Source organism: Streptomyces sp. NPDC097640 (genome assembly GCF_040302705.1).
Taxonomy (GTDB): domain Bacteria; phylum Actinomycetota; class Actinomycetes; order Streptomycetales; family Streptomycetaceae; genus Streptomyces.
Genome location: NZ_JBEOSB010000020.1, coordinates 100,116 through 126,896, shown reverse-complemented (window position 1 = coordinate 126,896; position 26,781 = coordinate 100,116). Strand labels below are relative to the sequence as shown.

The following is a 26,781-nucleotide window of genomic DNA, read 5'->3' as shown; positions in this document are numbered from 1 at the left end:
GCGCCGACGGCGCGGGCGCGGCCGACACGGCCGTCGGCGATGCGGGCACATCCGGAGCGGACACAGCAGACGCGGAGGCTGCCCGCGCGGACGCGACCGCTGGCCACTCAGGTGCGGCTGGTGCGGGCCCCGGCAGCGCGGACGCGGCCGCCGCAGCCGCCCGCGGTGCGGGCGTGGCCGTCGCGGACGCTGCCTGAGCAGACGCAACCGACACGGCCGACGCCGACACGGGCGACGCGGAGACGGTCGGCTCGGGGGTGGCGGGCGCGGGTGAGGGTGCGGCGGGCGCGGCTGCGCTCAGGGCTTCGATCTGCTCGGTAATGCGGCGGGACAGTCGCGACATCTCGGCCAGGTCGCGCGCCACCGCGGCGGTCGGTGACTGCGTCATCTCAGGTCCGCCCTTCCGTTCAGGGTCGGCGCCCCATCGCCCGGCAGCGAGCGTTCCAGCAGCTGGGACAGCTGGCTCATCAGGAGGAGTTGGTTCCGGGCCAGCTCCTGGACCTGCCGGGCCAGCTCGTCGTACGCCTCCCGCGTGACGTACGGCGCGTCGGCCGCCGCCGCGACCTCCGGCACCGGCTCGGGCCGTGGCGGTTCGGGGGCGGGTGGCGGGCTCATCCGGGCCACGATCGCCTCGGCCAGCAGCCGGGGCGTGTCGGCCTCTTCGAACAGCTCGCGCATCGCCACCTTCACCGCGAACTCCCGCTCCACCTCGCGCAGCATGTTGATCATCTGTAGCGAGTCGGCGCCGAGGTCGAAGAACGGCACGTCGGGCCCCACTTCCTCCTCGCCGAAGCCCAGCTGATGTGCCGTCAACTCAATGATCCTGCCGAGCACCTGATCCAATGCCGCCCCAATCTCTCGGTCGCCCATGTCGCTCCCCGGTCCCGGCCCAACGGAGCCGCCCTCGGCGGGCGTGGCCTCCACCAGCTCGGGGCCGATCCAGTGCGTCTTGCGCTGGAATCGATAGCCGGGGAGCGGGACGCGTCCGCCCGCGCAACCGGCCGCCAGTTCCCCCCAGTCGAGCCCGTGTCCCTGGCAGTGCAGCCGGGCGGCGGTGTCCCACAGGGCGCTGAGCCCGGGGCGGCGGCGCTGGGTGGGGAAGGCCCGCACCCCCGCGAGCTCGCGCCGGGCCAGGGCGGTCAGGACCTCGCCCGGCCCCAGCTCGACCAGGGCCGCCGGGCTTCCCCCGGCCAGCTCCCGCAGGACCAGGTCGAAGCGGACCGGCCACCGGGCCTGGCGCACCGCGTAGTCCGGGTCCGGGGCCCAGCCGGGCGGCCGCGTACGCCCGTCCAGGCCGCTGACGAACGGCACTTGGACGCCTCCGAACCGGACCGCCCCGGCCGCCTCGCGCAGCCCGTCGAGGGCCGGGTCGAGGAGGGCGCTGTGGAACGCCCGGTCGACGGGCAGCCGCTGTCGGCGGACGCCGCGCGCCTCGAACCACCGGTCCGCCTCGGCCAGCGCGGCGTGCGGCCCGGCCAGCACATGGTGGCGGGCGCCGTTGACCACGGCGAGCTCCAGGCCGGCCAGGTCCGCCAGAGCGAGCCGGACCGTCGCCTCGTCGGTGAACGCCGCGATCATGCCGCCCGGGGCCGCGTCGCGCCGCATGAGCCGTCCGCGCGCCGCGGTCAGCCGCAGCCCGTCCGCCAGCGACAGGGCGCCGGCCGCGAACAGGGCCGCCCACTCGCCCGCGCTGTGGCCCGCGACGACGGCCGGCGGGCCGGTGAGCCGCTGCCACAGCCGGGTCAGCGCCGCCTGTAGCGCGAACAGGGCGGGCTGGACGGTTTCCGTCGACTCGTCGTCGGCGTACCGCGCCGGTCCGGCCTCGCTTCCCGGGGCGGTGAGCACACGCAGCAGCGAGCCGCCGTACTCATCGCGGTACTGCTCCTCGCACGCGTCCAGGACTTCGCGTACGACGGGGAACCGCGCGTAGAGGGCCGCGGCGGCCCCGCGTACGGAGGCGCCGCCCTGGCCGCTGAACAGCCAGACGGGCGGGGTCGGCGGCGAGTGCGGCGCCTCGCCCCGTACGTACCGGCGCGGGGCAGACCGATCGTCGAGGCAGTCGTCGAGCGCGGCGGCGAGCGCCGCGGGCGTGTCCCCGAGGAGCACCACGCGGTGGCGGAGCGCGCGCCGCCCGAGGGCCAGGGTGGTGACCAGGTCGGCCATGGCGGGCTCGGGCCCGGTCCGCAGACGGGCGCGCAGCGCGCGGGCGTTGGCGTCGAGGGCGGCCGCGCTGTGTCCGTACAGCGGCACCATGCCGGGTGGCGCCAGGGCCAGCGGCACCGCCCCCGGCGGGCGTACCGCCCCGCGCGGGGCGCGCGGGGCCTCCCCCGCCTCCTCGAGGAGGACATGGGCGTTGGTGCCGCCCACCCCCAGGGAGGTGACACCGGCCCGGCGCGGGGTGTCCCCCGCGGGCCACGGGCGCGCCTGCGACGGCAGATAGAAGGGGCTCGTGTCGAGGTCGAGCAGCGGGTTGGGGGCGGTGAAGCCGGCCAGGGGCGGAATGGTGGCGTGCCGCAGCGCCAGCACGGCCTTGATCAGCCCGGCCAGTCCCCCGCAGACGTCCAGATGGCCGATGTTGGGTTTCGCCGAGCCGATGCCACAGAAGCCGCGCCGCTCGGTGTCCTCACGGAACGCCCCGGTGAGGGCGGCGAACTCGATGGGGTCGCCCTTGTACGTCCCCGTGCCATGGGTCTCGACGTACCCGACGGTGTCGGCGGACACCCCCGCCGAGGCGAGCGCGCGCCGGATGACCGCCCGCTGCCCGTCCACGGAGGGTTCGGTGTAGTTCTTCTTCGCAGCGCCGTCGTTGTTCAGGGCGCTGCCGAGGATCACCGCGTGGACCGTGTCGCGGTCGGCGAGCGCCCGGTCCAGCCGTTTGAGCACGACGGCAGCCACCCCGTTGCCGCCGACCGTTCCGTCGGAGGCCGCGTCGAAGGCCAGACACCGTCCCGTACGGGAGAGGATCGAGCCGGGGGCGTGGCGGTAGCCGAGGATCTGCGGCACATGGACGGCGGCCGCTCCCACCACCGCGAGCTCCGCGTCATCGGTGAGCAGGGCCTGCCGGGCGAGGTGCACCGCGACCAGGGAGCTGGAGCAGGCGTTCTGGATGCCGACCGCCGGCCCGGTCAGCCCGAGCCGGAAGGCGGCGCGGGTGGCGGTGTAGTCGGGGTGGTTGCCGATGTCGCGCTGGAGTGTGGGGACCCAGGTGTCGCCGAGGGGCTCGTCGGCCAGGTTGCGGTGTCCGTAGGTGTGGTACGGGAACAGGTGGTAGCCGGTGCTGGCGAACACCCCGACCTGCGCGCCCGTGCCCGCGTAGCCGGCGTCCTCCAGGGCGTGGTGTGCGCACTCGAGGAAGATCCGCTGCTGTGGATCCGTGAGCGCCGCCTCCCGGGCGCTCATCGAGAAGAACTCAGCGTCGAATTCCGGTACGCGCCGCAGCGGGGCGCTCGCCCCGACGAAGTCCTCGGCCCGGAAGGTCGTCTCCGGAACCCCCGCCGCCAGCAGCTCCCGCTCGGTGAACCGGTGGATCCGCGATATTCCGCGGTGGATGGTGTGCCAGAACCCTTCCGGGGTGTTGGCGCCCGGTAGGCGCAGGGCCATGCCGATGATCGCTACGCGTCTGTGGGGCGGCACCGTCACCGGGCGCCCTTCCCCTCTTCCGCGAGTGTCCGATCCTCGACGCCTGTCGCGCCGTCCTGGGCGGCGGACCTCTCCCGCGCGGCGCGGCCGATGCGGACGAGGAAGAACATGAAGACCACCCCGACGGCGAGGGCGACCCCGTGCATCACCCCGACCACCCCGAACGGCGACATGCGCTCCATCAGCGCGGCGCTGATCACCATGCCGGAGCCGAAGCCCACGCTCTCCACCGTCGCCGAGATCCCGAACACCCGGGTCCGCTGGTCGTCGGGCACCGTCTGAAGCCTGGAGGTGTAGGCGATCTCGCTGAGCCCGTCCGCCATGCCCGCGAGAAACACGATGGCGACCGTGAGCGGCATCGGCAGACCGGCGAATCCCAGCACGAAGGTCGCGGACATCACCACGGTGCCCAGGGCGAAGGCCCACTCCCCCAGCGCCCGCCCGCTTCGCTTGGCGCGATAGGCCACCACCCGCTGGGTGGCGATGTTCCCCAGCGCCCAGGTGGCCCAGAAGAAGCTGATGAACGAGGCCGGGTGCGCCTCGTCGAGTTCGCTGGAGTAGACGGGCAGGCCCACGTTGTGCGAGGAGGAGCCGAACGCGTCCAGGCCCCGGATCGACACCATGAACAGCAGCAGCGGGGTCAGCGAGAACAGCCACCTCGTCGTCCGCCGCTCCGGCGCCCCGCCCTGGCCCGCCGCCTTGTCGCCGTCCGGCCCGCCGTCGGCGCCGGTGGCCCCGGCCGTGGGGCGGATCCGCAGCGGCAGCAGGGCCAGGTTCGCCGCGGACACCAGGAAGGTGCAGGCGTCGATCGCGATGGCGCCGGTGAAGCCGAGCCAGGCGACCACCGGCCCGGCGGACGCGAACCCGGCCACCATGGCCATCGACCGGCTGGTGGCCAGCAGCGCGTTGGCCGGAACTCGCAGTTCCTGTCCGGCGATGTCCGGCACCGCGCTGCGCAGCGAGACCGAGGAAACCGTCGCGCACAGCCCGGTCACCACCGCGAGCCCGTACAGCAGATACCCCCGGGCGCCGTCCGGGGCCAGAAGCAGCGTGAACAGCCCTGTGGCCTGCGTCAGATCCGCGGTCATCATGAGGACCTTGCGGTCCAGCCGCCGGGCGAGCAGGGCCGCGACCGAGCCGCCCAGCACGCTCGCGGAGAGGCGCAGCGCCATGAACAGGCCGGTGCCCAGTGCCGTTCCCGTGACGGCGTAGGAGAAGAGACTCAGGGCCACCATGTTCACGTAGCTGCCGTACGCCGAGCAGGCGGCACCCAGGGCAAGGAACCGGATGTAGCGCAACCACCCTCCCGAATTTCACACACGGTTGAACCTGGGCGCATGCGCTGCATAATCTGTCCCGCCGGAGCGAAAACGCGCCAGACCCGAACAGGCCAAACGGCACATGACAGGTGGCCGGTCCGAGCTCTTGACGCCCGCTGTTCCCGCCCTCTACCGGCCCGCTTCGCCCGGGGTCCGGCCGTACCGCTGTGCCACACTGTGACTGAGGAGAGCCGACTCCATGAACGGGCCCGAGAGGCAGCACTCAGGGGTGGAGGAGCTGTTCACCGAGGGCGGTTCGCTGGGCAGGCTGATGAGCGGCATCGACTGGGCGGCGACCCCCCTGGGGCGGACGGAGGCGTGGCCTGCCCGGCTGACCGAGGCCCTCCGTATCGTCCTCGACTCGGAACAGCCGATGGCGCTGTTCTGGGGCCCCGAATTCCGGATGCTGTACAACGAGGGCTACGCCATCCTCATCGGCAGCAAGCACCCGGGGGCGCTGGGCAAGCCGTGTGTCGAGGTGTTCCCGGAGAACTATGCCGAGACCACGGGTCCGCTGTTCCGCTCCGTGATGGACGGTCGCAAGCCGTTCCTGGTCAACGACATGGGGTTCCAGCTCATCCGGCGCGGCTTCCTGGAACAGTCCTATTACGACATCTCCTTTCAGCCCATGTCGCTGCCGGACGGCACGGTGGGCGGGGTGCTGTCCGTCGTCACCGAGACCACGGCCCGGGTGCTCAGCGAGCGGCGGCTGCGGCTGCTGGCCACGCTGGGCTCCAGGACGGCCGGGCTGAGCAGCCCGCAGGACGTGGCGCGAACGTTCGTGGAGGTGCTGGACGCCCACCGCGAGGACGTGCCGTGCACCGCCGTCTATCTGGCGTCGGGGCCCGGAGAGCTGTGCCTGGCCGCCGCCACGGCCTGCGAGGACGCCCCCCGGCCGCCCGGGGAGCTCCGGCTCGACCGGACCGCCGGGGAGACTGCCGGGGAGACCGTCGGGGACGGGGACGGCGACGGGCTCGCGGCGCGCCTGGCCACGGTGGTCGGCGACGCCGCCCCGGCCTGGCTCCCGGGCGCGCTGCTCGGGCGGCCGGGAGAGGAGGCGCTGGCCCATCCGCTCGTCCGATCGGGCGAGGTGGCGGGCGTACTCGTCATGGGCGTCAACCCCAGGCTGCCCGTGAACGCGTCCTACCGGGACTTCTACGATGTGCTCTCCTCCGGTGTCAGCGCGGCGCTGGCGGCGGCGCACACCCAGCAGGAGCAGCGTCGGCGCGCGGAGGCGCTGGCCGAGCTGGACCGCGCCAAGACGACGTTCTTCTCCAATGTCAGCCATGAGTTCCGCACCCCCTTGACCCTGCTGCTGGGGCCGGTGCAGCAGGCCCTCGCGGAGGAGGACAAACCCGAGCGGCGCAGACAGCTGGAGCTCGCCGAGCGCAACGCGCTGCGCCTGCTGAAGCTGGTCAACACGCTTCTCGATGTCTCCCGGGCGGAGGCCGGGCGGCTGAAGGGCCACTTCGAGCCGGTGGATCTGTCGCATGTCACGGCGGATCTGGCGGCGGTGTTCCGCTCCGCCTTCGACCTGGCGGGGCTGAGCCTGCGGGTGGACTGCCCACCGCTGCCCGGGCCGGTGCATGTGGACCGGGAGATGTGGGAGAAGATCGTCCTCAATCTGCTCAGCAACGCGCTGAAGTTCACCTTCGCGGGCGGGGTCACGGTGCGGATGGCGGCCGCCGGGGAGCGGGCCCGGCTGACCGTGACGGACACCGGCACCGGTGTCCCGCCGGAGGAGGTGCCGTATCTGTTCGACCGCTTTCACCAGGTGCGCGGGGCTCGCTCGCGCTCGCACGAGGGCAGCGGCATCGGCCTCGCGCTCGTCAAGGACCTGGTCGAGCTGCACGCGGGCACCGTCTCGGTGAGCAGCAGGCCGGGCGAGGGCACCACGTTCACCGTCGAGGTGCCGTTCGGCACGGCCCACCTGGCGGCGCCGGACGTCGCCACGGCTGCCGACCAGGGCGGCGCGTACGGCGGGCCTGTCCGGCAGAAGCGCACCGCCGCCTACGCCGGGGAGGCGCTGCACTGGCTACAGAACGACGTGGGCGACGCGGCCGATGTGGGCGGCCTGGACACCATGGGCATGGACATGCCCGCGATGTCACCGGAGGGCGACGGCGCCCACCGGCCGCTTCTGCTGGTCGCCGACGACAACGCCGATGTGCGCGGCTACCTCAAGGACCTGCTCGCCCCGGAGCACGACGTGCTGCTCGCAGGGGACGGCCGGGCGGCGCTGGAGACCGCCCTGTCACACCCGGTCGACCTGGTGCTGACCGATGTGATGATGCCCCGGCTGGACGGATTCGCGCTCGTACGGGCGCTGCGCCAGGATCCCCGGACCACCCGCCTGCCGATCATCGTGCTGACCGCCAGGGCCGGTGAGGAGGCGACGGTACGAGGGCTGCGGGCGGGCGCGGACGACTACCTCGCCAAGCCGTTCTCCGCCCGTCAGCTGCTCGCCCGGGTACGCGCCAACCTGGAGCTGTCGCGCCTGCGCGAGCAGGTACTCACCGAGAGCCGCCGCCACGCGGCCACGCTCACCTCGCTCGCCCAGGCGGGCATGCTGTTCTCCGACAGCCTCGACCCGCCGCAGGTGCTGGAGACGGCGAAGGACGTGCTGATTCCGGCCCTCGCCGACGAGATCCGGATCCGCGTCACCGACCCGCGCGCGGGCCGGTCCGAGTTCACCGCGGGCCAGCCGACGGCCGGGGAGGAAGAGCTCGACCGCGCCCTCGGCGACTGCCTCGACCAGGACGACGGCACCGGGGTGACGGCCCCCGGCACCGTGCTGTCCGTGCCGCTGGTCTCCCACGGCCGGACGCTGGGGGCCCTGGCCATCGCCCGGCGCGGGCGGGAGTACCGCGAGGAGGACCGGAGCTATCTCGACTCCCTCGCCGGCAGGCTCGCCCTCGCCTACGACAACGCCGCCCGGTTCCGCAACGAGCGGCGACTGGCCCTCACCCTCCAGCGGGCGCTGCTGCCCCAGCACCTGCCCCAGGTGCCCGGGCTGCGCACCGCCTCCTACTACCGGGCCAGCACCACCGGCACGGAGATCGGCGGCGACTGGTACGACGTCATCGCGCTGCCCGACGGCGCCATGGGGCTGGCGATCGGCGACGTCATGGGCCATGACGTCGCCGCCGCCACCGTGATGGGCCGGCTGCGGCCCGCCCTGCGCGGCTTCGCGCTCGACGGCGCCTCGCCGGGCTCGCTTCTCGCCAAGCTCGACGCGTATCTGCGGTCGCTGGACGTCGAACACTTCGCGACCTGTCTGTACGCGGTGTACGAGCCGGGGACCCGGCGGCTGCGGTACGCGTCCAGCGGACACCTGCCGCCGCTCGTGGTGGCCGGCGAGGCCACCGGCTTCCTGGAGACCCGGCCGGGCGCTCCGCTGGGGCTGACGCAGGGCGCGCCCGAGGACCACGAGACGCGGCTGCCGGCCGGCGCCGGGCTGCTGCTGTTCACGGACGGCCTGGTGGAGAACAGCAGGCTCTCCCTCGACAACGGGCTGGCGGCCCTGCGGACGGCCTGCGCGGACTTGCCCGAGGCGGCGCGGCACGACCCGCAGCGGATCATCGACCGCGCCATGGAGCTGCTCGGCGCCCCCGGCCACGTCGACGACGACACCGCGCTCCTGGCCGCGTCGGCCGGCTCCTGAAGGCCGGCAGGCCCCGCCGGCTCCCGGGCCCCGCCAGGTGCTGGGCCCGGTCGGGCCCCGTGCTCAGCCCGGACCCCCGGGCTCGGGCCGACGCCAAGCCCGGCCAGGTCCCGAACTCCCGCCGGGTCCCGGGCTGCGGGTCAAACCAGGTGCCGCCTCTCGCCAGGTGCCGGACTCGGGCCCGACGCCAAGCCTCGGCCAGTCCCCGGACTCCCGCCCGGCACCGGGCTCCCGCCGGGTCCCGGGCTCTCGTCGGGGCTCGCGGGTGGGTGGGGTGGGAGCGGCACTGGGGTGCCGGTGTCCGCGTCCACGGCTCCGACTCGGACCGCGGGCTCGGCCACCGTGTCCAGGCTGGCCGTCGCGTCCAGGGCGAACATCACGAAGACCGGCCTGGCGCCCGCCCCCTCGCCGTACACCCCGGCGAACTGGAGAACGCGCCAGCCGCCGTCGTCCCAGTGGTCCAGCAGCGCGGAGCGCACCACCGGGGCGGCCGTCCGCCAGGCCAGCGAGCGCTCCAGCAGCTCGACCGTCGCGGCCACCGGAACCGCGCCACCGTCCGCGGGCCGGACGAGCGGAAGCCCGCGCGGCCGTGGCCGCCACCGTAGGCCCACGCCGGCGTCGGCCGAGAGCGCCACCAGCGCCAGCGCGCCGACGCCGGCCAGCACCAGCGAGGCGACCGGCCGCCGGGCCACCGCCGCCCACCAGGGCTCCGCCGCCGTCGCCGCCACGGCCGCCGTGGCGCCGCCTGCCGCCAGGGCGGCGGCGCGGGCGAAGGTGCGCCAGGTGACGGGGGCCGCGCCGCTCCCCGTACAGCCGCAGGACGAACCCGGCGCGGCCCGGCGGGCGTAGGCCAGATAGCCGCTGAAGCCCACGCCGAGAACGGCGGCCGCCACCCCCGGGACGACGGTGGCGGGGGGCGCCAGCAGCGCGACGGCGAGCAACAGTTCAAGGGCGCCGAGCAGCCGCAGGGCGAGCGCGGCCCGGCCCGCGCCGCGTACCAGCCGGACCAGCGCGGCGGGTGGCGGGGGCGGGTGGGCCGCGCGGCGGGGCCGCAGCTTGGCCGCGCCGGTCCGGCCGAGCAGCCCGGCGGTCAGCAACGTGGCCGCCCCGGCAGACGCGGCGATCACCGCCTCCTCCCCGGCGGGGGCCCGACCGAGACCCGTACGACGTCCACGGCTCGGTCGGCGGCCCGCCAGGCGCCGAGGACCTGCGCGCCGTCGCCCACCCGCAGCCGGGACAGGTCCGAGGTGGCGGCGGTGCCCGGGTACGAGGCGCTGGTGGTGACCGGGAGCAGATGGCCGACGATCCGGTGCGCCCCGTGCGTCAGATGGAGGCGGTCCTTGTCGATGCGGCGGACGGTGGCGTAGAGGTTCACGATGTTCACCCACACCGCGTCGGCGGCGACGGTGCCGTCGGGCATCGGGACACCGCGGGCGTAGAGCCCGTCACCGGCCTCGATCGCCTCGGCGGTGGCCACCCCCGCCTTCCAGACGCTGGTGGCGTTGGTCAGCCGCACCCGCGCCGCGTCGCCGTGGGATCCGGCGACCCACAGCACGCTGCCGTCGATCCGCAGGATCCGCCCTTCCACGAAGGTGCTCCGGGGGACGGCCGGGTCGAGGGGGGTGAGGGGTGCGGCGAAGGCGGCTTCCGCGTCGACGGCGCCCAGCGAGGTCGCGCCGACGATGGTGGCGCCGCTCAGGGCCACGGTGGTCAGAAACCGCCGTCTGCCGACATCTTCGAGGCCGCCGGGGGCCGGTCGGGGCGAGGTCACGGCCGCTCCCCCGTCACTCGTCGATCAGCACCGGCAGGGTGCCGGAGCTGAGGCTGCCGAGGGCGGCGAAGGCCGCGGGCGTGAGGTCGATGACGCGGTTGGTCCGGCAGACCCCGTCGCAGCAGGTCGACTCGGAGCAGAAGCTCCTGGTGCGCGGGCCGCAGTCGGTGATCGTCACACACACCGACGCGCCGGAGCACTGGTGGCGGACGGTCAGGACGCTGCCGCAGCCGCGCCGCGGCATGTCCTCCCCGCACAGGTCCGGCCGGGTGATCTCCCAGCACTCCGGGGAGGCGTTCGGCCAGGCGGCCTGCGGCTCGCTCGACCGGCAGGTGCCGCAGGCCCCGCCGCCCTCGTCGGCGCACGGGCCCCAGGAGTTGCCGCAGCAGAACCAGCTGGCCTCGCCCGCCCACAGAGGCGTCGATCCACAGGCCATCATGTGCTCCCTTCGCTCCCTGTATCCGGTGCCCGGTACCCGGTTTCCTCCAGCCTGCCGGGAACATCACCGGGCGGCGATCGCTCGTCCGCCGACCGCGCGGTGGCCGCAGGTGGCCGCAGGTGGCGGCGCCGGGCGCCCTTGCACCCGGACGTACAGTGGGGGAAGGCGTGGTGTTCCGCGGGGCGCCCGCCACCACATGGCCCAGGCCGAGCCCCTGCCGAGATGCGAGCGCGGCCGCGTGGGGTGCCGCGTACGGGCAGAACACGGGCAGACACGGAACACGGGCAGACACGGGTAAGGAACGCCGTCATGGCCGACCCGAAGGGCTTTCTCAACACACCTCGCCGGCTTCCGCCACGCCGCCCCGTGGCCGAGCGGGTGCGGGACTGGCACGAGGTCCAGGTGCCCGGCGGCCTGCTGCCGATCGTCGGGGCCCAGGCCGGGCGCTGCATGGACTGCGGCATCCCGTTCTGCCACGAGGGCTGCCCGCTGGGAAACCTCATCCCCGAGTGGAACGAGCTGGTCTCGCGCGACGACTGGCGGCGGGCGAGCGAGCGGCTGCACGCCACCAACAACTTCCCCGAGTTCACCGGCCGTCTGTGCCCGGCGCCCTGTGAGAGCGCCTGCGTGCTGGCCATCAACCAGCCCGCGGTGACCATCGAGAACGTCGAGCGGGCCATCGCGGACCGGGCGTGGGAGAGCGGCCATGTGTCCCCCAAACCGCCCGAGCGGCTGTCGGGGAAGACCGTCGCGGTCATCGGCTCGGGCCCGGCGGGCCTGGCCGCGGCCCAGCAGCTGACCCGCGCCGGACACACGGTGGCGGTGTACGAGCGCGCGGACCGCGTCGGCGGGCTGCTGCGCTACGGCATCCCCGAGTTCAAGATGGAGAAGCGCCACCTCGACCGCCGTCTGGCGCAGATGCGCGCGGAGGGCACCAAGTTCCGTACGGGTGTGGGCGTGGGCACCGACGTGGACGCCGCCGAGCTGCGGGCCCGCTACGACGCGCTGGTGATAGCGGTCGGGGCGACGGCCTGGCGGGAGTTGCCGGTGCCGGGGCGGGAGTTGGCCGGAATACATCAGGCGATGGAGTATCTGCCGCTGGCCAACCGGGTCCAGGAGGGCGACTTCGCCCGGCCGCCGATCACGGCCGAGGGCCGGCATGTCGTGATCGTCGGCGGCGGGGACACCGGCGCGGACTGCCTGGGCACCGTGCTGCGCCAGGGCGCGGCCTCCGTCACCCAGCTGGACATCCATGCCCAGCCCGGGGCCGAGCGGCCCGAGAGCCAGCCCTGGCCGGTCTATCCCAAGATCTACCGGATGTCCGCCGCCCACGAGGAGGCCCAGGTGCTGAGCGCGTCCCCGGACGCCGACGCGGACGCGCGGGTCTTCTCGGCCGCGACGATCCGCTTCGAGGGGGACGAGCGGGGCAAGGGGGGCGAGGGGGGCTGCGTACGGGCGGTGCGGCTGGTCGGGGTCGACGCGGACGGGCGGCCCGAGCCGGGCCCCGAGCGGGTGCTGCGGGCCGACATGGTCCTGCTGGCGCTGGGCTTCTCGGGCCCGGAGCCGGACAGCGGCCTGCTCGGCCAGCTCGGCCTGGGACTCGACGACCGGGGCACCATCACCCGGGACGAGGGGTACGCCACCGGCCACGAGGGCGTCTTCGTGGCGGGTGACGCGGGCCGCGGCCAGTCGCTGATCGTGTGGGCGATCGCCGAGGGCCGCTCCGCCGCCGCGGCCGTGGACCGCTATCTCTCGGGCTCCACCACGCTCCCCGCCCCCGTCACCCCGGCGGACCGGCCGCTGGTGGCCTGAGCGGCGGGCCGGCCACCGGCGCTCCCGCCCCTCGGCCCCAGGGGCCCACTGTCGTACCCGGTGGATAACGTTCTTGGTAGCGGGCCGGGCACGAGCACCGGAAAGCCGCAGGTGTAACAGCCATGCGCAGGAGGGGGAGACAGTGGCACGGGTGACGGGGGAGAGCCGGCATGCCGCGGCGCGGGGGGTGATCGACCTCGGCGACCGCCGGGCGCTGCTGGAGTGTCAGGTGGCCGACCCGGAGGTCGCCGAGGAGGGCCGTCGGCTCAAGGAGGCGGCGCTGCTGGACTTCGGGGTCAAGGACAGCGTGGTGGGCTCGTGGCTGTACGCCAAGTGCCACCACCAGATCGCCACCGCGGCGGTGGACACGGCGGCGGTGGTGGCCGTGGGCGACGGCAGCTGCCTGTTGCTGTACAACCCGGAGTTCTTCGTCCGGATCGGGCCGAGTGGAGTGCGCTTCGTGCTGTTCCACGAGGCGCGCCATCTGATCCACCGCCATCTGTACGTGGACGAGGACCTGCGCGCCGACCCCGTGTTCGAGCTGGCCGCCGAGGTGGCGATCAACCATGTGGCCATGGTCCGGCTGGGGCGTACGGAACTGCCCACCCAGGAGGTGCCGGACGGCCTCGGGGGCACCCGCCGTGAGCCGGTGGGCGTCGATCCGCGCGAGGTGCATCAGCGGTACGTGGCCGACCTGGCCGAGCAGGGCCTGACGCCGCTGTCCTACCAGGACTTCGTCGACACCGACCTGGGGGTGTACGGGGAGCTCAAGCGGATGCGCCGGCCCCCGGTGCCGCCCGCGGTGTGTGTGCACATGCGGCCGGCCGGGGCGGGCGAGGGCGAAGGGGCGGGCCGGAAGCTGCCACTGGACGACGAGACGCTCTCCTCGGTCGTCGAGGCGACGCTGGCCGAGGCGATGCGCGCGGCGCTGCGCGGCGAGGGCATCGCCCGGGAGGAGATGCTGGGCCTGGCGGACCGCAGCGCGGGGGGCGGAAAGCGGGTGGAGCGCATGTGGGGCCGGATGGGCCTGGGCGCGCTGCGCGGGGAGACCCCGCGGACCCGGCGTGTGGAGTGGTGGCGGCGCTGGCTCTCCGATGTGCTGGCCTCCAAGCTGCGCGAGGGCGAGCGGCTGGTCTATCCGAAGAAGCACGGGGCGGTGCTGCTGGCGCTGGGCCATGACCCGATGCTCTCCCGGCGGGGCGCGGAGCGCACCAAGGTGGTGGTGGTCGCGCTGGACACCTCGGGGTCGATGCCGCAGGCCGTGGTCGACTGGATCACCTCGCTGGTGGGCCGGACGGACGGGGTGGAGAGCCACTGGCTGAGCTTCGACGGCGCGGTGATGCCCTTCGTCCCCGGGGAGCGGGTGCTGGGCGGCGGGGGGACGAACTTCCAGCACGTCGTCGACTATGTCGAGGGCCGACTGGCGGTGAACGGGCGGCGGTTCGAGGAGCGCGCCGACGCGGTGATCATGGTCACCGACGGATATGCGCCCGAGGTCACCCCCGCCCACCCCGACCGCTGGATCTGGCTGATCACGGACGGCGGGGACGACTGGCCGGAGCGGCACGATCCGCCGATGGCCTGCCACCGCGTGGTCACCGGCGACAGCTGACCGTGGGCCGGCCGCCGGCCGGCCGTTCCGGACAATCGACAGACACACAACGAGGGAACAGGCCACTGTGAGCAGCGTGGAGACGATGGCACCGACCGCGGAAGGCGCCTCCGCCGGGCGAGCGGGGCGGACGGCGCGGAAGACCCAGAAGGTCCAGAAGGTCCAGAAGACCCAGAAGGCGCGGCAGGGGGCCGGGCCGGCCGGCGGTTCCCGGCTGGAGCAGTTCATCAGCGCGATGATCGCCATGGGACAGACCGGGCAGGTCTTCGGCGAGCACGGCATCGGCAAGACGTCGACGTTTCTCTCCTACGTGCCCGAGGCGCACCCCGGCACCGAGGTGATCCTGATCCCGGCGGCCAATCTCACCCCGGACGATCTGCTGGTCAACGCGCCGGTACGGGACGACCGCAGCGGCGAGCTGGTCCTCACTCAGCTGATCATGCGCCAGCTCTCCCCCGGCAGGCCCTTTGTGCTGCTGATCGACGACTCGCTTCAGGCCGGGGAGACCATTCAGTCGCAGCTGATGCAGATCGCCTGCAACTGGACGCTCGGCGAGCACGATCTGCGCGCGCTCGGCTGTGTCGGGGTCTTCCTCGCCGACAACGAGTCGCTCGCCGAGACCAGCGCCCGGCGCAGCGATCTGGCCGTCCTGGACCGCATGGTCACCCTGCGGGTGACCGCCAATGACACGGCCTGGCGGCAGAAGCTGGCCGAGCGCTACGCGGACTGGGAGCTGACCGAGGTGTTCCGGCTGTGGGCCGGGCTGACCCCGCGGCTGCGCTCGCTGCTGTCCCCGCGCACCCTCCAGCACGTCCTGGACTGCGCCCGCGCCGGGTTTCCGCTCTCCTGGGGGCTGCCGCTGGTCGGTGGTCAGCGGCTGCGCCTGCGGGATGTGAAGTCGGACGGCAAGCCGGGCCCCGACCGCACGGCCGAGATCCTGGACGGCATCGCGGCCGCCGTCGGCTGCCCGAACCCCTCGACCATCGCGGATCCGGTGCGCGCCATTTTGCGCACCGCCGTCCGGGAGAACTGGTCCGTGCTGCTCCAGGGCCCGCCCGGGTGCGGCAAGACCGAGATCACCAAGGCGGTGGTCCGGGAGGAGACCGGCAGCGACCCGGTGTACTTCTCGCTGCCGGTGACCAACGTCGAGGACCTGTGTGTGCCGATCCCGACACCGGACGGCACCTTGGACACGCTGCTCAGCCGCTCGCTCATGGGGCCCGAGTCCAAGGTGATCGTCTGGGACGAGTACAACCGGCCCAAGGACAAGGCGACCTTCGCCAAGCTGATGGAGATCACCCAGGAGTGGTCGCTGGCCGGCCGGCCGATTCCGGGGCTGTGCGCCCAGATAGCGCTCCAGAACCCGCCGTACCACCTCGGCCGCAAGCTGCTGGTCAGCAGCAACAACGTGGCGCAGGCCAGCCGTTTCACGGTCAGCTACGAGGTGAGCCCGCAGGACATCCCCGCCAATCAGTGGCTGATCGACACCTATGGCGAGGTGGCCGAGACGGTGCTGGAGTGGTGGAAGAGCGACATCGACGACGAGGGCCGGGAGTGGATCACCAAGCGGACCCTGGAGCGGCTGATCAAGCTGCATCGGGCCGGACAGCCGCTGGAGACCGGGCTGATCTACCTCGGCGACGGGGAGTACGCCCCGGTGCCGCTGTCCCGGCTCGAGGCGCGGCTGTCGGAGAGTTCCGGGCAGAAGGTCATCGGTCTGCGCGAGTTGGCGCGCGATGTGGCGGAGTGGGAGGCCAGGCTGGCGGCGGCCTGTGAGAGCTCGGCCGAGGGCACCAACGACACCGATCTGGTGCACCAGGTGTTCGCCAACGCCGAGGTCTCCCAGCTGAAGCGCCATGCCGAGGCGGTGGCGCGGCTGCTGCGCCATATGCCGCCGAAGCTGCGCGCCGCGCATCTGGTGGGACAGACCCCGGAGCGGCAGCGGTTCTGGATCGGCGCGCTGTCCAAGATGGCCGAGCTGCCCGCCACTTCCTGAGCCCCGCGCTTCCCCGCGCTTTCCCGCTCCTCCCCTTCCCCTCCCCGTTCACTTCTTGAGCCGCTCTCTTCTGCTCTTCTCAACGATCGGAGAACACCCGGCGTGGCGACCCTCGACGAATCCCTGCTCTCGGCCACGTTCCGGCTGGCCGGACCCGCGCTCGCCCCGGAGCTGATGGCCCGGCTGCGCGAGGAGGCCATGGCGCTGATGGCCGGGCGGGAGCCGCTGCCCGACTATCTGGTGGACGAGATGTTCGCCACCGGCGACGCCGAAATGATCTGGACCCTGTCCGGATGCCCGCTGACGCACGAGCGCGAGCCGGTGCTGCTGCGCCTTGCCGCGCTGGGCTACACGGCGCTGGGCCCGCGGCTCTACCGGGGGTACGGTGACCGCCGGAAACTGCGGGCCGCGGTGCTGGAGGGCGCGAAGCGGAATCTGGACGACCCCGACTGGCACGAGCCGGACGGGCTGGTGGAGTATCTGCTGAACACCAGCGGTCCGGACGAGCTCCGCCCGGCGCTGCGCGCGCCGTTCCCCCGCGTCGTACGCCACGCCCTGAAGTCCGTCGGCTACAAAGCGGACGCGAACGAACAGTTGGCGGCCTGCCGGGCGGTGCTCGCCTACGGCGGCGTGGCCGAGCTGTCCGAGCTCGCCGAACTGCCCGTGCTGCGCCCGGCGGTGGCCGAGCTGGTGCGCCGGGCGGTGGCCGCGCCGGACCCGGCGGCGGTGCTGGAGACCGCCCCGGTGGCCGAGGACACCGCGGACCCCGCCGCCCCCGCGAACACCGCGGCCCCGGCCGCCCCCGCGGACCCCGCCGGTTCCGAGCGCGTCCCGAGCGTCCCGGCCCTGTCCGGAGCGGCGCTGGTGGGCCGGCTGCGCGAGGCGAGGTGGGCGCGCGAGGACATCCCGCTGGACGGCGTGGACTGGGACCTGCTGCTGGCCGAGCACGGGCGCGAGCCCCTGCCGAACGGCGCGCTGCTCATCCTGGCGGCCCACCGGGACTGCCCGGACGACCTCATGCTGGCGGCCTACAAGAAGTCGCCCCAGCATTTTCCCGCCACCTCCCGGCTGCCGTGGCGGCTGCTGTCGGACTCCGATTGGGGTGACAGCTACTCCCACTTCAACCTGTCCAAGCTGTTGCGGCGGGGCGCCAAGGACGGCGCCTACCCGGTCGGGCGGGTGCTGACCGAGATCCGGCCCGCCCGCGCGGTGCTCGGCTCGCTGCCGTGCGAAGAGGCTTCCGTCCGCGAGGCGCTGACCGGTCTGGTGGCCGAGCTGGGCGAGGACTTCACCACATGGCGCGCCCTGTACTCGCTGATGCCCCGCTTCACCGGGACGAGCACGGAGCTGTTCGCCGCGGCCCGCGAGCAGTCGGCCAAGCACCGGGGCAAGACCTGGCCCCGGCCGCTGGCCCCCGAGTACCCGGTCAGCGCGCCGGAAGGTGCCCGCGCGGTGTTTCTCCAGCTGTACGGTCTGGCCACCGAGGACGTCCAGTTGGCGCTGGCCGAGCACCTGGACCTCCGCACCATCCAGCATCTGCTGGTCCATCGCCGGCCCTCGGCGGCGCTGCGCGACCGCTTCATCGCGCTGCACGGGGTCTCCGTGCTGGCCGGTATCGCCTCCAGCTGGGAGCTGCCGGAGGACACCATCGCGGAGCTGCTGCGCCACGACGACCCGGAGATCAACGCCAAGCTGTACATCTACACCCCGCTCAGCCCCGAGCAGCGCCGGCAGATCCTGTCCGGGCAGCGGACCGACCCCGACAGCGGGGAGGGGCCGCTGCCGCTCACCGAGGAGGTGTTCGCCGAGCTGCGGGACAGCGGGCGCCGCCACTGGCTGCTGCCGGCCTGCGAGGCCGGCGATCCGCGCCTCGCCCGCATCCTGCTCGGAAAGGTCAAACTGCATACGCTCGCCGGCCAGCTGCGGCTGCTGGAGCGGCTGTGGACGCAGCACGGCGCGGAGGAGGTGCGCGCGCTCCTCGACGAGACCGAGTTCCCCGAGCGGCGCAGCAAGAAGCACCCGCTGCCGGCGGCCACCCACAAGATCGCCCGCTCCGCCCTGGAGTCGGCGGACGGCCTGGCCGAGCTGCGCGAGCAGCTCGCGCGGGCGCAGTCGCCCGCGAGCCGGGCGGCGTTCTTGCGCGCCGCGGGCGAGGGGCGGCGCGACCAGCTCGCCGCGGCGATGGAGCGGCTGGCCGAGGAGACCGGCCCGGGCCTCCCCTGGGAGGAGCTGACGGCCGAGCACGGCCGCGAACCGCTGACCGACGCCCTGCTGGTCGAGCTGGCGAAGCGGGACGACTTCCCGGGGGAGCTGCGCGTCGACGTGCGGCTGGCGGAGGTGCGGCTGGAGCACAACGCCCATCCGCACCGCCTCACCGGCCCGCGCCCCACCGCGCTGGAGCTGCTGCGCCACCACCAGCTCCCCCGGTACTTCCGGCAGGAGTGGCTGGACAAGGCGGTGTCCTACGGGCAGCTGTCCCTGTCGGAGGTCCTGCACGAGGCCCGGCCCGCCATCGTGGCCGCGACCTACCTGTCGAAATATCCGGCGAACCGCCCCCAGGAGGCCGGGGCCGGCGGCACGGACGAGCAGTTCCGCCGGGCCCGCCGGGAGGCCGTGGATCTGGTCGCCTCCCACCTGGGCAAGGATCCGGAGGCCTGGGCGGTGGCCCTGCGGCTGATGCCCGAGTTCACCGGCACCCTCCCCGAGCTGCTGACCACCACGGCGGCGGTGATCAGCTGAAGGCGAGCGCGGCCGAGAGGGGCCACGGGGACGACTCGGACGGCAGTGTCTGCTCCGTCCAGATGACCTTGCCGCTCCTGGTGTAGCGGGTGCCCCAGCGCTGGACCATCTGGGCCACCAGGAACAGCCCGCGCCCGCCCTCGTCGGTTGTGGCGGCCCGGCGCAGATGGGGCGCGGTGGTGCTGCCGTCGGCGACCTCGCAGATCAGGGACCGGTCGCGGAGCAGGCGCAGCCGGATGGGGCCGGAGGCGTGGCGGATGGCGTTGCCGAGCAGTTCGCTGACCACCAGCTCGGTGGTGAAGGCCGCCTCGTCCAGGCCCCAGTCGTCGAGGGTCCGGGCCACCGCGGCCCGCATGTCGGAGACGACCGCGGGGTCCGCCGGGAGGTCCCAGGAGGCGACGTGGTCCTCGGCCAGGCCAGTGGTTCCGGCGACGAGCAGCGCCACGTCGTCGGTGGGGTGGTCCTGCGGCAGGGCCTCCATCACCGCCCGGCAGGTCTGCTCGGGGTCGGCGCCGGTGCCCGCGAGTGCGCCGAGCAGGCGCTCGAGACCGGTGTCGACGTCGACGTCGCCGGCCTGGAGGAGCCCGTTGGTGTACAGCACCAGCCGGCTGCCGTCGGGGAGGTCGATGTCGGCGGCCTCGAAGGGCAGCCCGACCAGGCCGAGCGGCGGTCCGGCGGGCAGGTCCAGGAGGGTCGCCGTGCCGTCCGGGCGCACCAGGGCGGGCGGCGGGTGGCCGGCCCGCGCCAGGCCGCAGCGCCGGGCCACGGGGTCGTAGACCGCGTACAGGCAGGTGGCCCCGGCGACCCCGGGCCCGCTCGCGCCGTTCGCGGCGGTCTCCTCCCGGTCCAGGCGGTCCACCACCTCGTCGAGGTAGGTCAGCAGCTCATCGGGGGGCAGGTCGAGGGCGGCGAAGTTGTGCACCGCGGTGCGCAGGCGGCCCATGGTGGCGGCGGCGTGCAGGCCGTGGCCGACGACGTCGCCGACGACGAAGGCGATGCGGGCGCCGGAGAGAGGGATGACGTCGAACCAGTCGCCGCCCACCCCGGCGTGCCCGGGCACATAGCGGTGGGCGACCTCGACGGCCTCGTGCTCGGGCAGGTCGCGGGGGAGCAGGCTGCGCTGGAGGGCCAGGGCGACGGCGTGCTCGCGCGCGTAGCGGCGGGCGTTGTCGATGTACGCGGCCGCCTGGCTGACCAGTTCCTCGGCGAGGGTGAGATCGTCGTCCTCGAAGGGCTCGGCGCGCGCCGAGCGCCAGAACTCGGCCTGCCCGAGGATGACGCCGCGCGCGGTGAGCGGCACCGCCACCGAGCCGATCGGCTCGCCCATCAGCCGCAGCGACGAGGGTTCGCGGACGCCGCTGACCGCGACGCGGCGCATCCGGGTGTCGGCGGGGTCCGGCTCCTCATAGCGCAGGACCGACTCCAGCAGGTCGACGGTGACGAAGTCGGCGAAGCGCGGCACGGCGACCTGGGCCAGCTCCTGGGCGGTGCGCACCATGTCGAGCGTGGTGCCGACCTCGACCCCGGCGTAGTACAGCAGCTCAAGGCGCTCCCGCGCCCGGTCGGCCTTGTCCGTCAGGGCTTGCAGTTCGGTGGTGTCGCGCAGGGTGGCCACGCTGCCCCAGGGCTGTCCGCGCCGGCTGGCGGGGCGCTGGTTGATGGCCAGCAGCCGCTCCCCCACCTGGTGGACCTCGTCGGTGGCCGGCCGGCCTGAGGCGAGCAGGCCGGCGGTGTCCGGCGGGAGCCCGGCGTCGGCCACCTGCTTCCCCTGGGCGCCGGGCGGAAGGGCGAGCAGCCTGCACGCCTCGTCGTTGGCGAGCAGCAGCCTGCCGTCGCGGTCGACGATCAGCACGCCCTCCCGTACGGCGCGCAGCACGGCGTCGTGGTGCTCGTACATTCTGGCGATCTGGGCGGGCCCGAGGCCACGGGTCTGGTGCCGCAGCCGCCGGTTCACGAGCGCCGCCCCGCCCGCGCCGAGCGCGAGGGCCACGCCCAGGGAGCCGAGCATGAAGGGCAGCTGGCGGTCGACCGAGCGGCGCACGTTGGGGATGGTGACCCCGGCGTTGACGATGCCGATCACCTTTCCGCTCGCATCGGTGACCGGGACCGCCGCCCGGATGGAGGGGGCGGAGAGGGTCACGCCCGGGACCTTGCTGGTGAAGGCGCGGCCGACCGTGGCCGGGTACAGGGATTGGTCGACGCGCTTGCCGATCTGGTGGGGGTTGGGGTGGGTGTAGCGGATGCCGCTCGGGCTCGTCACCACGATGTAGTCGATGCCGGCGTCGCGTGTGACCCGCTGGGCGAAGGGCTGGAGCGTGGCGGTGGGGTGGCGGGACTCCAGGGCGCCGAGCACCCCCGGGGCGCGGGCGAAGGAGTGCGCGACGGCGAGCGCGCGGCCCCGGGCCTGCTTCTCGCCGCTGCTCCGGGCCTGTAGGAACAGCGCGGCGCCCGTGGCGACCAGGAGCAGGGCCGTGATCACCAGCATCAGGACGAGCGCCTGTCCGGCGACACTGCGGGAGCGTAGCGCCGAACCCACCTTCATCTGGTCTTTTTAGCACATTTAGGACATTTGCACCCCGTCGGCGCCCGCGGCCACGGCCCGCCGGGGCCGGGTCACATGTTGATCATGTGGCCCGCGAGGCCGTGCACGGCCTCCTTGACCGCCTCGGAGAGCGTGGGGTGGGCATGGACATTGCGCGCCACCTCGTGGGCGGTCAGATCCCAGCGCTGCGCCAGCGTCAGCTCCGGCAGCAGCTCGGTGACCTCCGGGCCGATCAGATGGCCGCCCAGCAGCTCGCCGTGGCGGCCGTCCGCGATCAGCTTCACAAAGCCGACCGGGTCCCCGAGGCCCTGCGCCTTCCCGTTCGCGGTGAACGGGAACTTCGCCACCCGCACATCGAAGCCCAGCTCCCGGGCCTGGGCCTCGGTCCAGCCGAAGCTGGCGATCTGAGGCTGGCAGAAGGTCGCCCGCGGGATCATCACATAGTCCAGCGCCATGGTCTCCGCGCCCGCGATCGTCTCGGCGGCGACGACCCCCATCGCCTCGGCCGCATGGGCGAGCATCAGCATCGCGGTGACGTCCCCGACCGCGAAGATGTGCGGCACGTTGGTGCGGCAGTAGGCGTCGACGGCGATGGCGCCCCGCTCGGTCAGCCCGACGCCGGCGTTCTCCAGGCCGTAGCCGGTGACCCGCGGCCGGAACCCGATCGCCTGGAGCACCGCCTGGGCCTGGAGCGTCTGCCGCTGGCCGCCCGTGGTCACCATGACCTTCACCGAGGGGCCCGCGTCGTTGATCGCCTCGACCCGGGTGGAGGTGAGGACGTCGATGCCGAGCCTGCGATAGCGGCGAGCGAGCTCCGCGGAGACCTCCTCGTCCTCCAGCGGGACGATCCGGTCCAGGAACTCCACGAGCGTCACCCGCACCCCGTAGCTGCGCATGATGTACGCGAACTCGACGCCGATGGCGCCCGCGCCCGCGATGATCACGCTCTCGGGCAGCTCCGGGCTGAGGATCTGCTCCTCGTACGTCACCACGCGCTCGCTGAGCGAGGTGCCGGGCAGCAGATTGGTGACCGCGCCTGTGGCGATCACGCAGTGGCCGAAGGTGAGCGTCTCCGTTCCCCCGGCGGCCAGGTCGATCCGCAGCGTACGGTCGTCGAGGAAGGTGCCCCGGCCGTCGTACTCCGCGATCTCGTTCTTCTTCATCAGGTAGTGGACGCCCCTGACCCGCCCGTCCGCGACCTTGCGGCTGCGCTCATAGGCCGCCCGGTAGTCCGGGATCACCTGCCCGTCCACCCGGATGCCGAAGGTCTGGGCCTCCTCGGTGAACAGATGGACCAGCTCGGCGTTCCGCAGCAGGGCCTTGGAGGGGATGCAGCCCACGTTCAGACACACCCCTCCCCAGAACCGCTCCTCCACGACGGCCACGGACAGCCCGAGTTGCGCGGCGCGGATCGCCGCCACATAGCCGCCCGACCCCGCCCCCAGGACCACGACGTCAAAGTGTGCGCTCATGCGTCGCACCTTAGACAGCAATCCCGGATAAAGCAGGACGTACCGACCAGGGCGGAGCCGATAGAGTCAGAGCATGGCTTCAGGGATGGCTTCAGATGAGGGGCCCGTGCGGGTCGACAGCTGGATCTGGTCCGTACGGCTGACGAAGACGCGGTCGCTGGCCGCCACGGCCTGCCGCGGCGGACACGTCCGCGTCAACGGGGATCGCGTCAAGGCGGCCCAGGCCGTGCGGCCGGGGGACGAGGTGCGGATCTTCCACGCCGGGCGGGAGCGGATCGTCGTCGTGAAACGCCTGGTGCGCAAGCGGGTCGGGGCGGCCGTGGCGGCCGAGTGCTTTGTCGACAACTCCCCTCCCCCGCCGCCGCGCGAGGAGCTGGCCGCGGTCGGCCATCGCGACCGCGGCACCGGCCGCCCGACCAAGCGGGACCGCCGCGACATGGATCGGCTGCGCGGCCACTGAGCGACCGCGCCCGCCGCCGCGCCGCATCACCCCGGCCGCCGCCGTCCTACGCGCCGATCCCGGATCGGCGCAGGGCGGCGGCGGGCGGGCGCTCGCGCTGCGCGCCGTAGGCCAGGAAGTACGCCGGGACCCGCTTCAGCCAGGGCACCGCGTTCAGCACCCGCACCGCCCGGGCCCCGCCCCCGGGCGGGATGCGGCCGGCCAGCAGCGGCTCGATGAGGCGGGCATGGGCGATCCGCTGGAGCGCCTGCGTCCCCGCGGCGGTCGGCCATCGGCGGCGCTGCACCTCGCGCACCTCCCGCAGCCCCACGGTGCCCTTCCCCAGCGGCCCGGCGAGGATCCGGGCGGCGGCCACGGCGTCCTCGACGGCCAGGTTGATGCCGATCCCGAACACCGGCGACATCGCGTGCGCCGCGTCCCCGATGCACAGCAGCCCGGGGCGGTGCCAGCGCCGGAGCCGGTCCATCCGTACGTCGAGCAGCTTGACCTCGTCCCACGACCGCAGCGCATGGGTGCGGTCCGCCAGCCACGGGGCGATCTCCGCGAACTCGGCCATGAACGGGTCCAGGCCCGCCGCGCGCCGGGCCGCGTCGGTGCCCTTGGGGATCAGCACGGCGCACTGCCAGTACTCCCCCCGGTCGATCATGGCGGTCAGAAAGCGGTCGCCCGCGTTCCCCACCAGGCCCCGCGGGTCGCCCTCGTGCCGGGGCAGCCGGAGCCACCAGGCGTCCATCGGGCAGGGGAACTCCCGCAGCCCCAGCTCGGGCAGGCGCCTGGCCAGCGACCCGCGGCCGTCGCAGGCCACGGTCAGGGTGGCCCGCAGCTCGCCGACGCTCCCGTCCTCGGTGCGGTAGCGCACCCCCATGACCCGGCCGCGCTCCATGAGAAAGGAGGTCGCCTCGGTGTTCATCCGCAACCGGAAGGAGGGCTCCCGCTCGCCCTCGTCGGCCAGCAGGTTCAGCAGGTCCCACTGCGGGACCATGGCGACGTAGTTGTACTTGCCCGGCAGCGAGCCGATGTCGCCGACGGTGAACAGCGAGCGGCCCGGGCCGATCGGCAGCTGGACGGTGCGCACATGACGCTGCGGCAGCGCGGCGAACCGCTCGGCGAGCCCCAGCTCGTCCAGGAGCGTCAGCGTGCTCGGATGCACGGTGTCGCCGCGGAAGTCCCGCAGGAAGTCGCCGTGCTTCTCCAGGACGGTGACCTCGACCCCGGCGCGGGCCAGCAGCAGCCCGAGCACCATCCCGGCTGGTCCGCCGCCCACCACACAACAGGTGGTGCGCTCCATGGCATCCACTCCCTTCGGCTCCCGGCCGCGGCCATTCGGGGGAACGGAGCGGCCGGTCAGGAGCCTTCCCCCCTCGAGCTTCGTCAGCCGGACATCGACAGGCATCCGCAACAGATCCAGACGGAGGTACCCGGATTTCTCCCGTTGAGTCGTCCGGCCCTCCCGTCCGTATCTCCTCCTGACGGTCTCGACGCTATCGACGGAATCGACGGTCTCGACAGAGGAGGTCTGTATGGCTGCTGCCGGAACCGATCCCGAACAGCCCACCGGACGGCAGGTGATCGAGCCGACCAGGATCTTCCGCGCGGGCGTCAAGTCCGGCAAGGACGACGACCCGCCGGTCGATCCCTGGATGGAGGAGCTGGACCTCTTCCGCCCGCTGATCGCGTCGGCGCCGCCCCGCGTGTACAACAGCTCCGACGCGGACACCGAGGAGTTCGAGCCGGGGCTGGGGGCGGCCACCGAGCCGACGGCCACCGCCGCCGAGCCCGAGCCCGAGCCCGAGGCGTCGTCCCGGAGCCGGCCGCGCACCGCCGCCCTGGCCGTCGCGGGGGCGGCCGGCGCGGCCGTCGCGCTCGCGCTCGTCCTGCTCCTGTCCGGCTCCGAGGGATCCACCGCGGCACCGTCGGACACGGGGCGCGGTACCTCGGCCCCGGCCGCGCCCACCGAGTCCGCCGCGCCCACCGCCCCTACCGAGTCCGCCGCGCCCGCCTCGCCGGGCGGGGACGGCCCGCAGGGCCAGGCCCCGGTGCTGTCCCTGGGGGACAGCGGCCCGGAGGTCTCCGAGCTCCAGTCCCGGCTGCTGCGGATCCCGGACGTCTACACCGGCGGGGCGGTCAACGGCCAGTACGACCAGAGCCTCGCCTCCGCCGTGGCCCGGTTCCAGCTGTGGTACGGGATCCGCGGCGACGAGGACGGGGTGTACGGCGACGACACCCGGCGCGATCTGGAGTCCCGCACCTGAGCCCGGCAGCCGCCGTGCCCAGCCTGTCGTGGCTCGGTCACTTGACGAAGTCCCGGACGACCCGCGGAGGCCAGGAGCCGACTTCGAGCACGCCCATCGAGTAGGCGCGGGAGACCAGCGCGGCCCGGTTGGGGACCCGCAGCTTACGGAGCAACCGCGTCACGTGGTACTCGACGCCCTGGCGGCTGAGGTAGAGCCGGGACGCCAGGGGGATGGTCGAGATCCCGGCGGCGATGCCCTCCAGAATGCGTGCCTCGATCTCGGTGATGACCTTCTTGTGCTGGGTGACGACGTCGGCGTCCTCGAAGCCGTCGGCGGAGCGCATCACCACCAGGATGGAGGCGACGCGGGAGGTCTCCCCGCGCACCGCGACCGCCGTGAGCGCGCTGGTGAACGCGGTGCCTTCGGCCGAGACGGCGACGACGTGGGTGGCGAACCGGCGGCGGCTGCCGTCGACGAGCCGGGCGAACTGGTGTCTGAGCGGGTGTCGCAGGCTGGGGTGTGTCAGGTCGCAGAAGCCCCGGCCGCAGACGTCCGCGGAGGAGCCCCCGAACTGGCGGAAGAACTCCTGGTTCGCCTGCTGGACGAGCAGGCTCGCGTCGAGGCGGGCCACACACGCGCCGGGCTGGTCGAACTGCCCGAGGAGGTCCGCGTAGTCGAGCCGATCGCGTCCTGCGTCATGGGAGGTTGGCTGAACTGTGCCTGCCGGTGCGGGAGTCGCCAATGGCCTGCCGCCCTTCGTGGACCGTTCCCCGGAAATAACGGGAACGAAATAGTTGTCGTGCATTTTCATATTCCGGTTCGGAGACTAGGTAGCCCCGGCCAGGGGAGTCAACGTCCACCGGAGCGGGTCGGCAAATCCTGTGGTGGGTGCGGCGGATGGTTCGGTCCGCGGGCCGCGGTTTCGGTGCCTCGGTACGGTGTCGCCGCTGGGCGTACCGTCCCCATAGTCAACGCTCTGACCTGCTCGGCAGGTTGCCCCGTCGAAAGACGGACCGGGTGTGGCGCCCGGCGCGGGAGCGGGGACCGAACCCCCGGGCATGGCATGCCGAGGAGACCCGTGG

16 protein-coding genes are annotated in these 26,781 nt (G+C 73.6%); 7 read left to right on the top strand and 9 right to left on the bottom strand.

From position 1 onward, the window contains the following. Positions 1–384: 384 nt before the first annotated feature. Together ABTY62_RS29095 and ABTY62_RS29090 are read right to left on the bottom strand one after the other, a co-directional pair. A complete protein-coding gene (locus ABTY62_RS29095; RefSeq protein ID WP_352132374.1) occupies positions 385–3,639 on the bottom strand; it encodes a type I polyketide synthase in 3,255 nt (1,084 codons plus the stop codon). Continuing rightward, the gene (locus ABTY62_RS29090; RefSeq protein ID WP_352132373.1) at positions 3,636–4,937 is read right to left on the bottom strand and encodes an MFS transporter; all 1,302 of its coding nucleotides are present in this window, start codon (positions 4,935–4,937) and stop codon (positions 3,636–3,638) included. The genes ABTY62_RS29095 and ABTY62_RS29090 overlap by 4 nt, the downstream gene beginning before the upstream one ends. Before the next feature lie 220 nt (positions 4,938–5,157). On the opposite strand from ABTY62_RS29090, the gene ABTY62_RS29085 reads away from it, so the two are divergent. Further along, positions 5,158–8,622, top strand: a complete 3,465-nt coding sequence (locus ABTY62_RS29085) for a SpoIIE family protein phosphatase (protein WP_352132372.1) — start codon at positions 5,158–5,160, stop codon at positions 8,620–8,622. Between the two features lie 140 nt (positions 8,623–8,762). Here ABTY62_RS29085 and ABTY62_RS29080 read toward each other — a convergent pair whose 3' ends face one another. From ABTY62_RS29080 to ABTY62_RS29070, 3 genes are read right to left on the bottom strand one after another with little or no spacing between them, the layout of a single operon-like run. Continuing rightward, the gene (locus ABTY62_RS29080) at positions 8,763–9,749 is read right to left on the bottom strand and encodes a MauE/DoxX family redox-associated membrane protein (protein WP_352132371.1); all 987 of its coding nucleotides are present in this window, start codon (positions 9,747–9,749) and stop codon (positions 8,763–8,765) included. Next, the gene (locus ABTY62_RS29075) at positions 9,746–10,393 is read right to left on the bottom strand and encodes a cell wall protein (RefSeq protein ID WP_352132370.1); all 648 of its coding nucleotides are present in this window, start codon (positions 10,391–10,393) and stop codon (positions 9,746–9,748) included. Before ABTY62_RS29075 ends, ABTY62_RS29080 begins: the two co-directional genes overlap by 4 nt. A gap of 13 nt (positions 10,394–10,406) precedes the next feature. After that, positions 10,407–10,829 carry a septal ring lytic transglycosylase RlpA family protein gene (locus ABTY62_RS29070; protein ID WP_352132369.1) on the bottom strand — a complete coding sequence of 141 codons (423 nt, stop codon included), beginning with the start codon at positions 10,827–10,829 and terminating at the stop codon, positions 10,407–10,409. 312 nt (positions 10,830–11,141) lie between these two features. Between ABTY62_RS29070 and ABTY62_RS29065 the strand changes: the two genes are divergently transcribed. From ABTY62_RS29065 to ABTY62_RS29050, 4 genes are all read left to right on the top strand, one after another. Further along, positions 11,142–12,644: a glutamate synthase subunit beta gene (locus tag ABTY62_RS29065; protein WP_352132368.1), complete on the top strand. Its 1,503-nt coding sequence runs from the start codon at positions 11,142–11,144 to the stop codon at positions 12,642–12,644. A 187-nt stretch (positions 12,645–12,831) separates the two neighbouring features. Continuing rightward, complete coding sequence (locus ABTY62_RS29060; protein WP_352132442.1) at positions 12,832–14,256, top strand: DUF2201 family putative metallopeptidase; 1,425 nt, start codon at positions 12,832–12,834, stop codon at positions 14,254–14,256. Positions 14,257–14,341: 85 nt separating this feature from the next. Next, positions 14,342–16,252 (top strand): ATP-binding protein, encoded by a 1,911-nt coding sequence (locus tag ABTY62_RS29055; protein ID WP_352132367.1) that lies wholly within the window; start codon positions 14,342–14,344, stop codon positions 16,250–16,252. A gap of 102 nt (positions 16,253–16,354) precedes the next feature. Further along, on the top strand, positions 16,355–18,991 hold the full coding sequence (locus ABTY62_RS29050; protein WP_352132366.1) for a hypothetical protein: 2,637 nt from the start codon (positions 16,355–16,357) through the stop codon (positions 18,989–18,991). Here ABTY62_RS29050 and ABTY62_RS29045 read toward each other — a convergent pair. Next, the gene (locus ABTY62_RS29045) at positions 18,984–21,533 is read right to left on the bottom strand and encodes a SpoIIE family protein phosphatase (RefSeq protein WP_352132365.1); all 2,550 of its coding nucleotides are present in this window, start codon (positions 21,531–21,533) and stop codon (positions 18,984–18,986) included. The two genes, ABTY62_RS29050 and ABTY62_RS29045, sit on opposite strands and share 8 nt — an antisense overlap. A 71-nt stretch (positions 21,534–21,604) precedes the next feature. Then, the gene (gene lpdA / locus ABTY62_RS29040; RefSeq protein ID WP_352132364.1) at positions 21,605–23,005 is read right to left on the bottom strand and encodes a dihydrolipoyl dehydrogenase; all 1,401 of its coding nucleotides are present in this window, start codon (positions 23,003–23,005) and stop codon (positions 21,605–21,607) included. A gap of 85 nt (positions 23,006–23,090) precedes the next feature. On the opposite strand from lpdA, the gene ABTY62_RS29035 reads away from it, so the two are divergent. Continuing rightward, positions 23,091–23,465, top strand: a complete 375-nt coding sequence (locus ABTY62_RS29035) for an RNA-binding S4 domain-containing protein (protein ID WP_311725425.1) — start codon at positions 23,091–23,093, stop codon at positions 23,463–23,465. Positions 23,466–23,511: 46 nt separating this feature from the next. On the opposite strand, the gene ABTY62_RS29030 is transcribed toward ABTY62_RS29035, so the two are convergent. Continuing rightward, positions 23,512–24,753 carry an FAD-dependent oxidoreductase gene (locus tag ABTY62_RS29030; protein WP_352132363.1) on the bottom strand — a complete coding sequence of 414 codons (1,242 nt, stop codon included), beginning with the start codon at positions 24,751–24,753 and terminating at the stop codon, positions 23,512–23,514. 232 nt (positions 24,754–24,985) lie between these two features. Here ABTY62_RS29030 and ABTY62_RS29025 point away from each other — a divergent pair, with 232 nt between their 5' ends. After that, positions 24,986–25,717 carry a peptidoglycan-binding domain-containing protein gene (locus ABTY62_RS29025; protein WP_352132362.1) on the top strand — a complete coding sequence of 244 codons (732 nt, stop codon included), beginning with the start codon at positions 24,986–24,988 and terminating at the stop codon, positions 25,715–25,717. 37 nt (positions 25,718–25,754) lie between these two features. Here the strand turns inward: ABTY62_RS29025 and ABTY62_RS29020 are convergent, their stop codons facing one another. Then, positions 25,755–26,510, bottom strand: a complete 756-nt coding sequence (locus tag ABTY62_RS29020; protein ID WP_502997536.1) for a LuxR C-terminal-related transcriptional regulator — start codon at positions 26,508–26,510, stop codon at positions 25,755–25,757. Positions 26,511–26,781 lie beyond the last annotated feature (271 nt).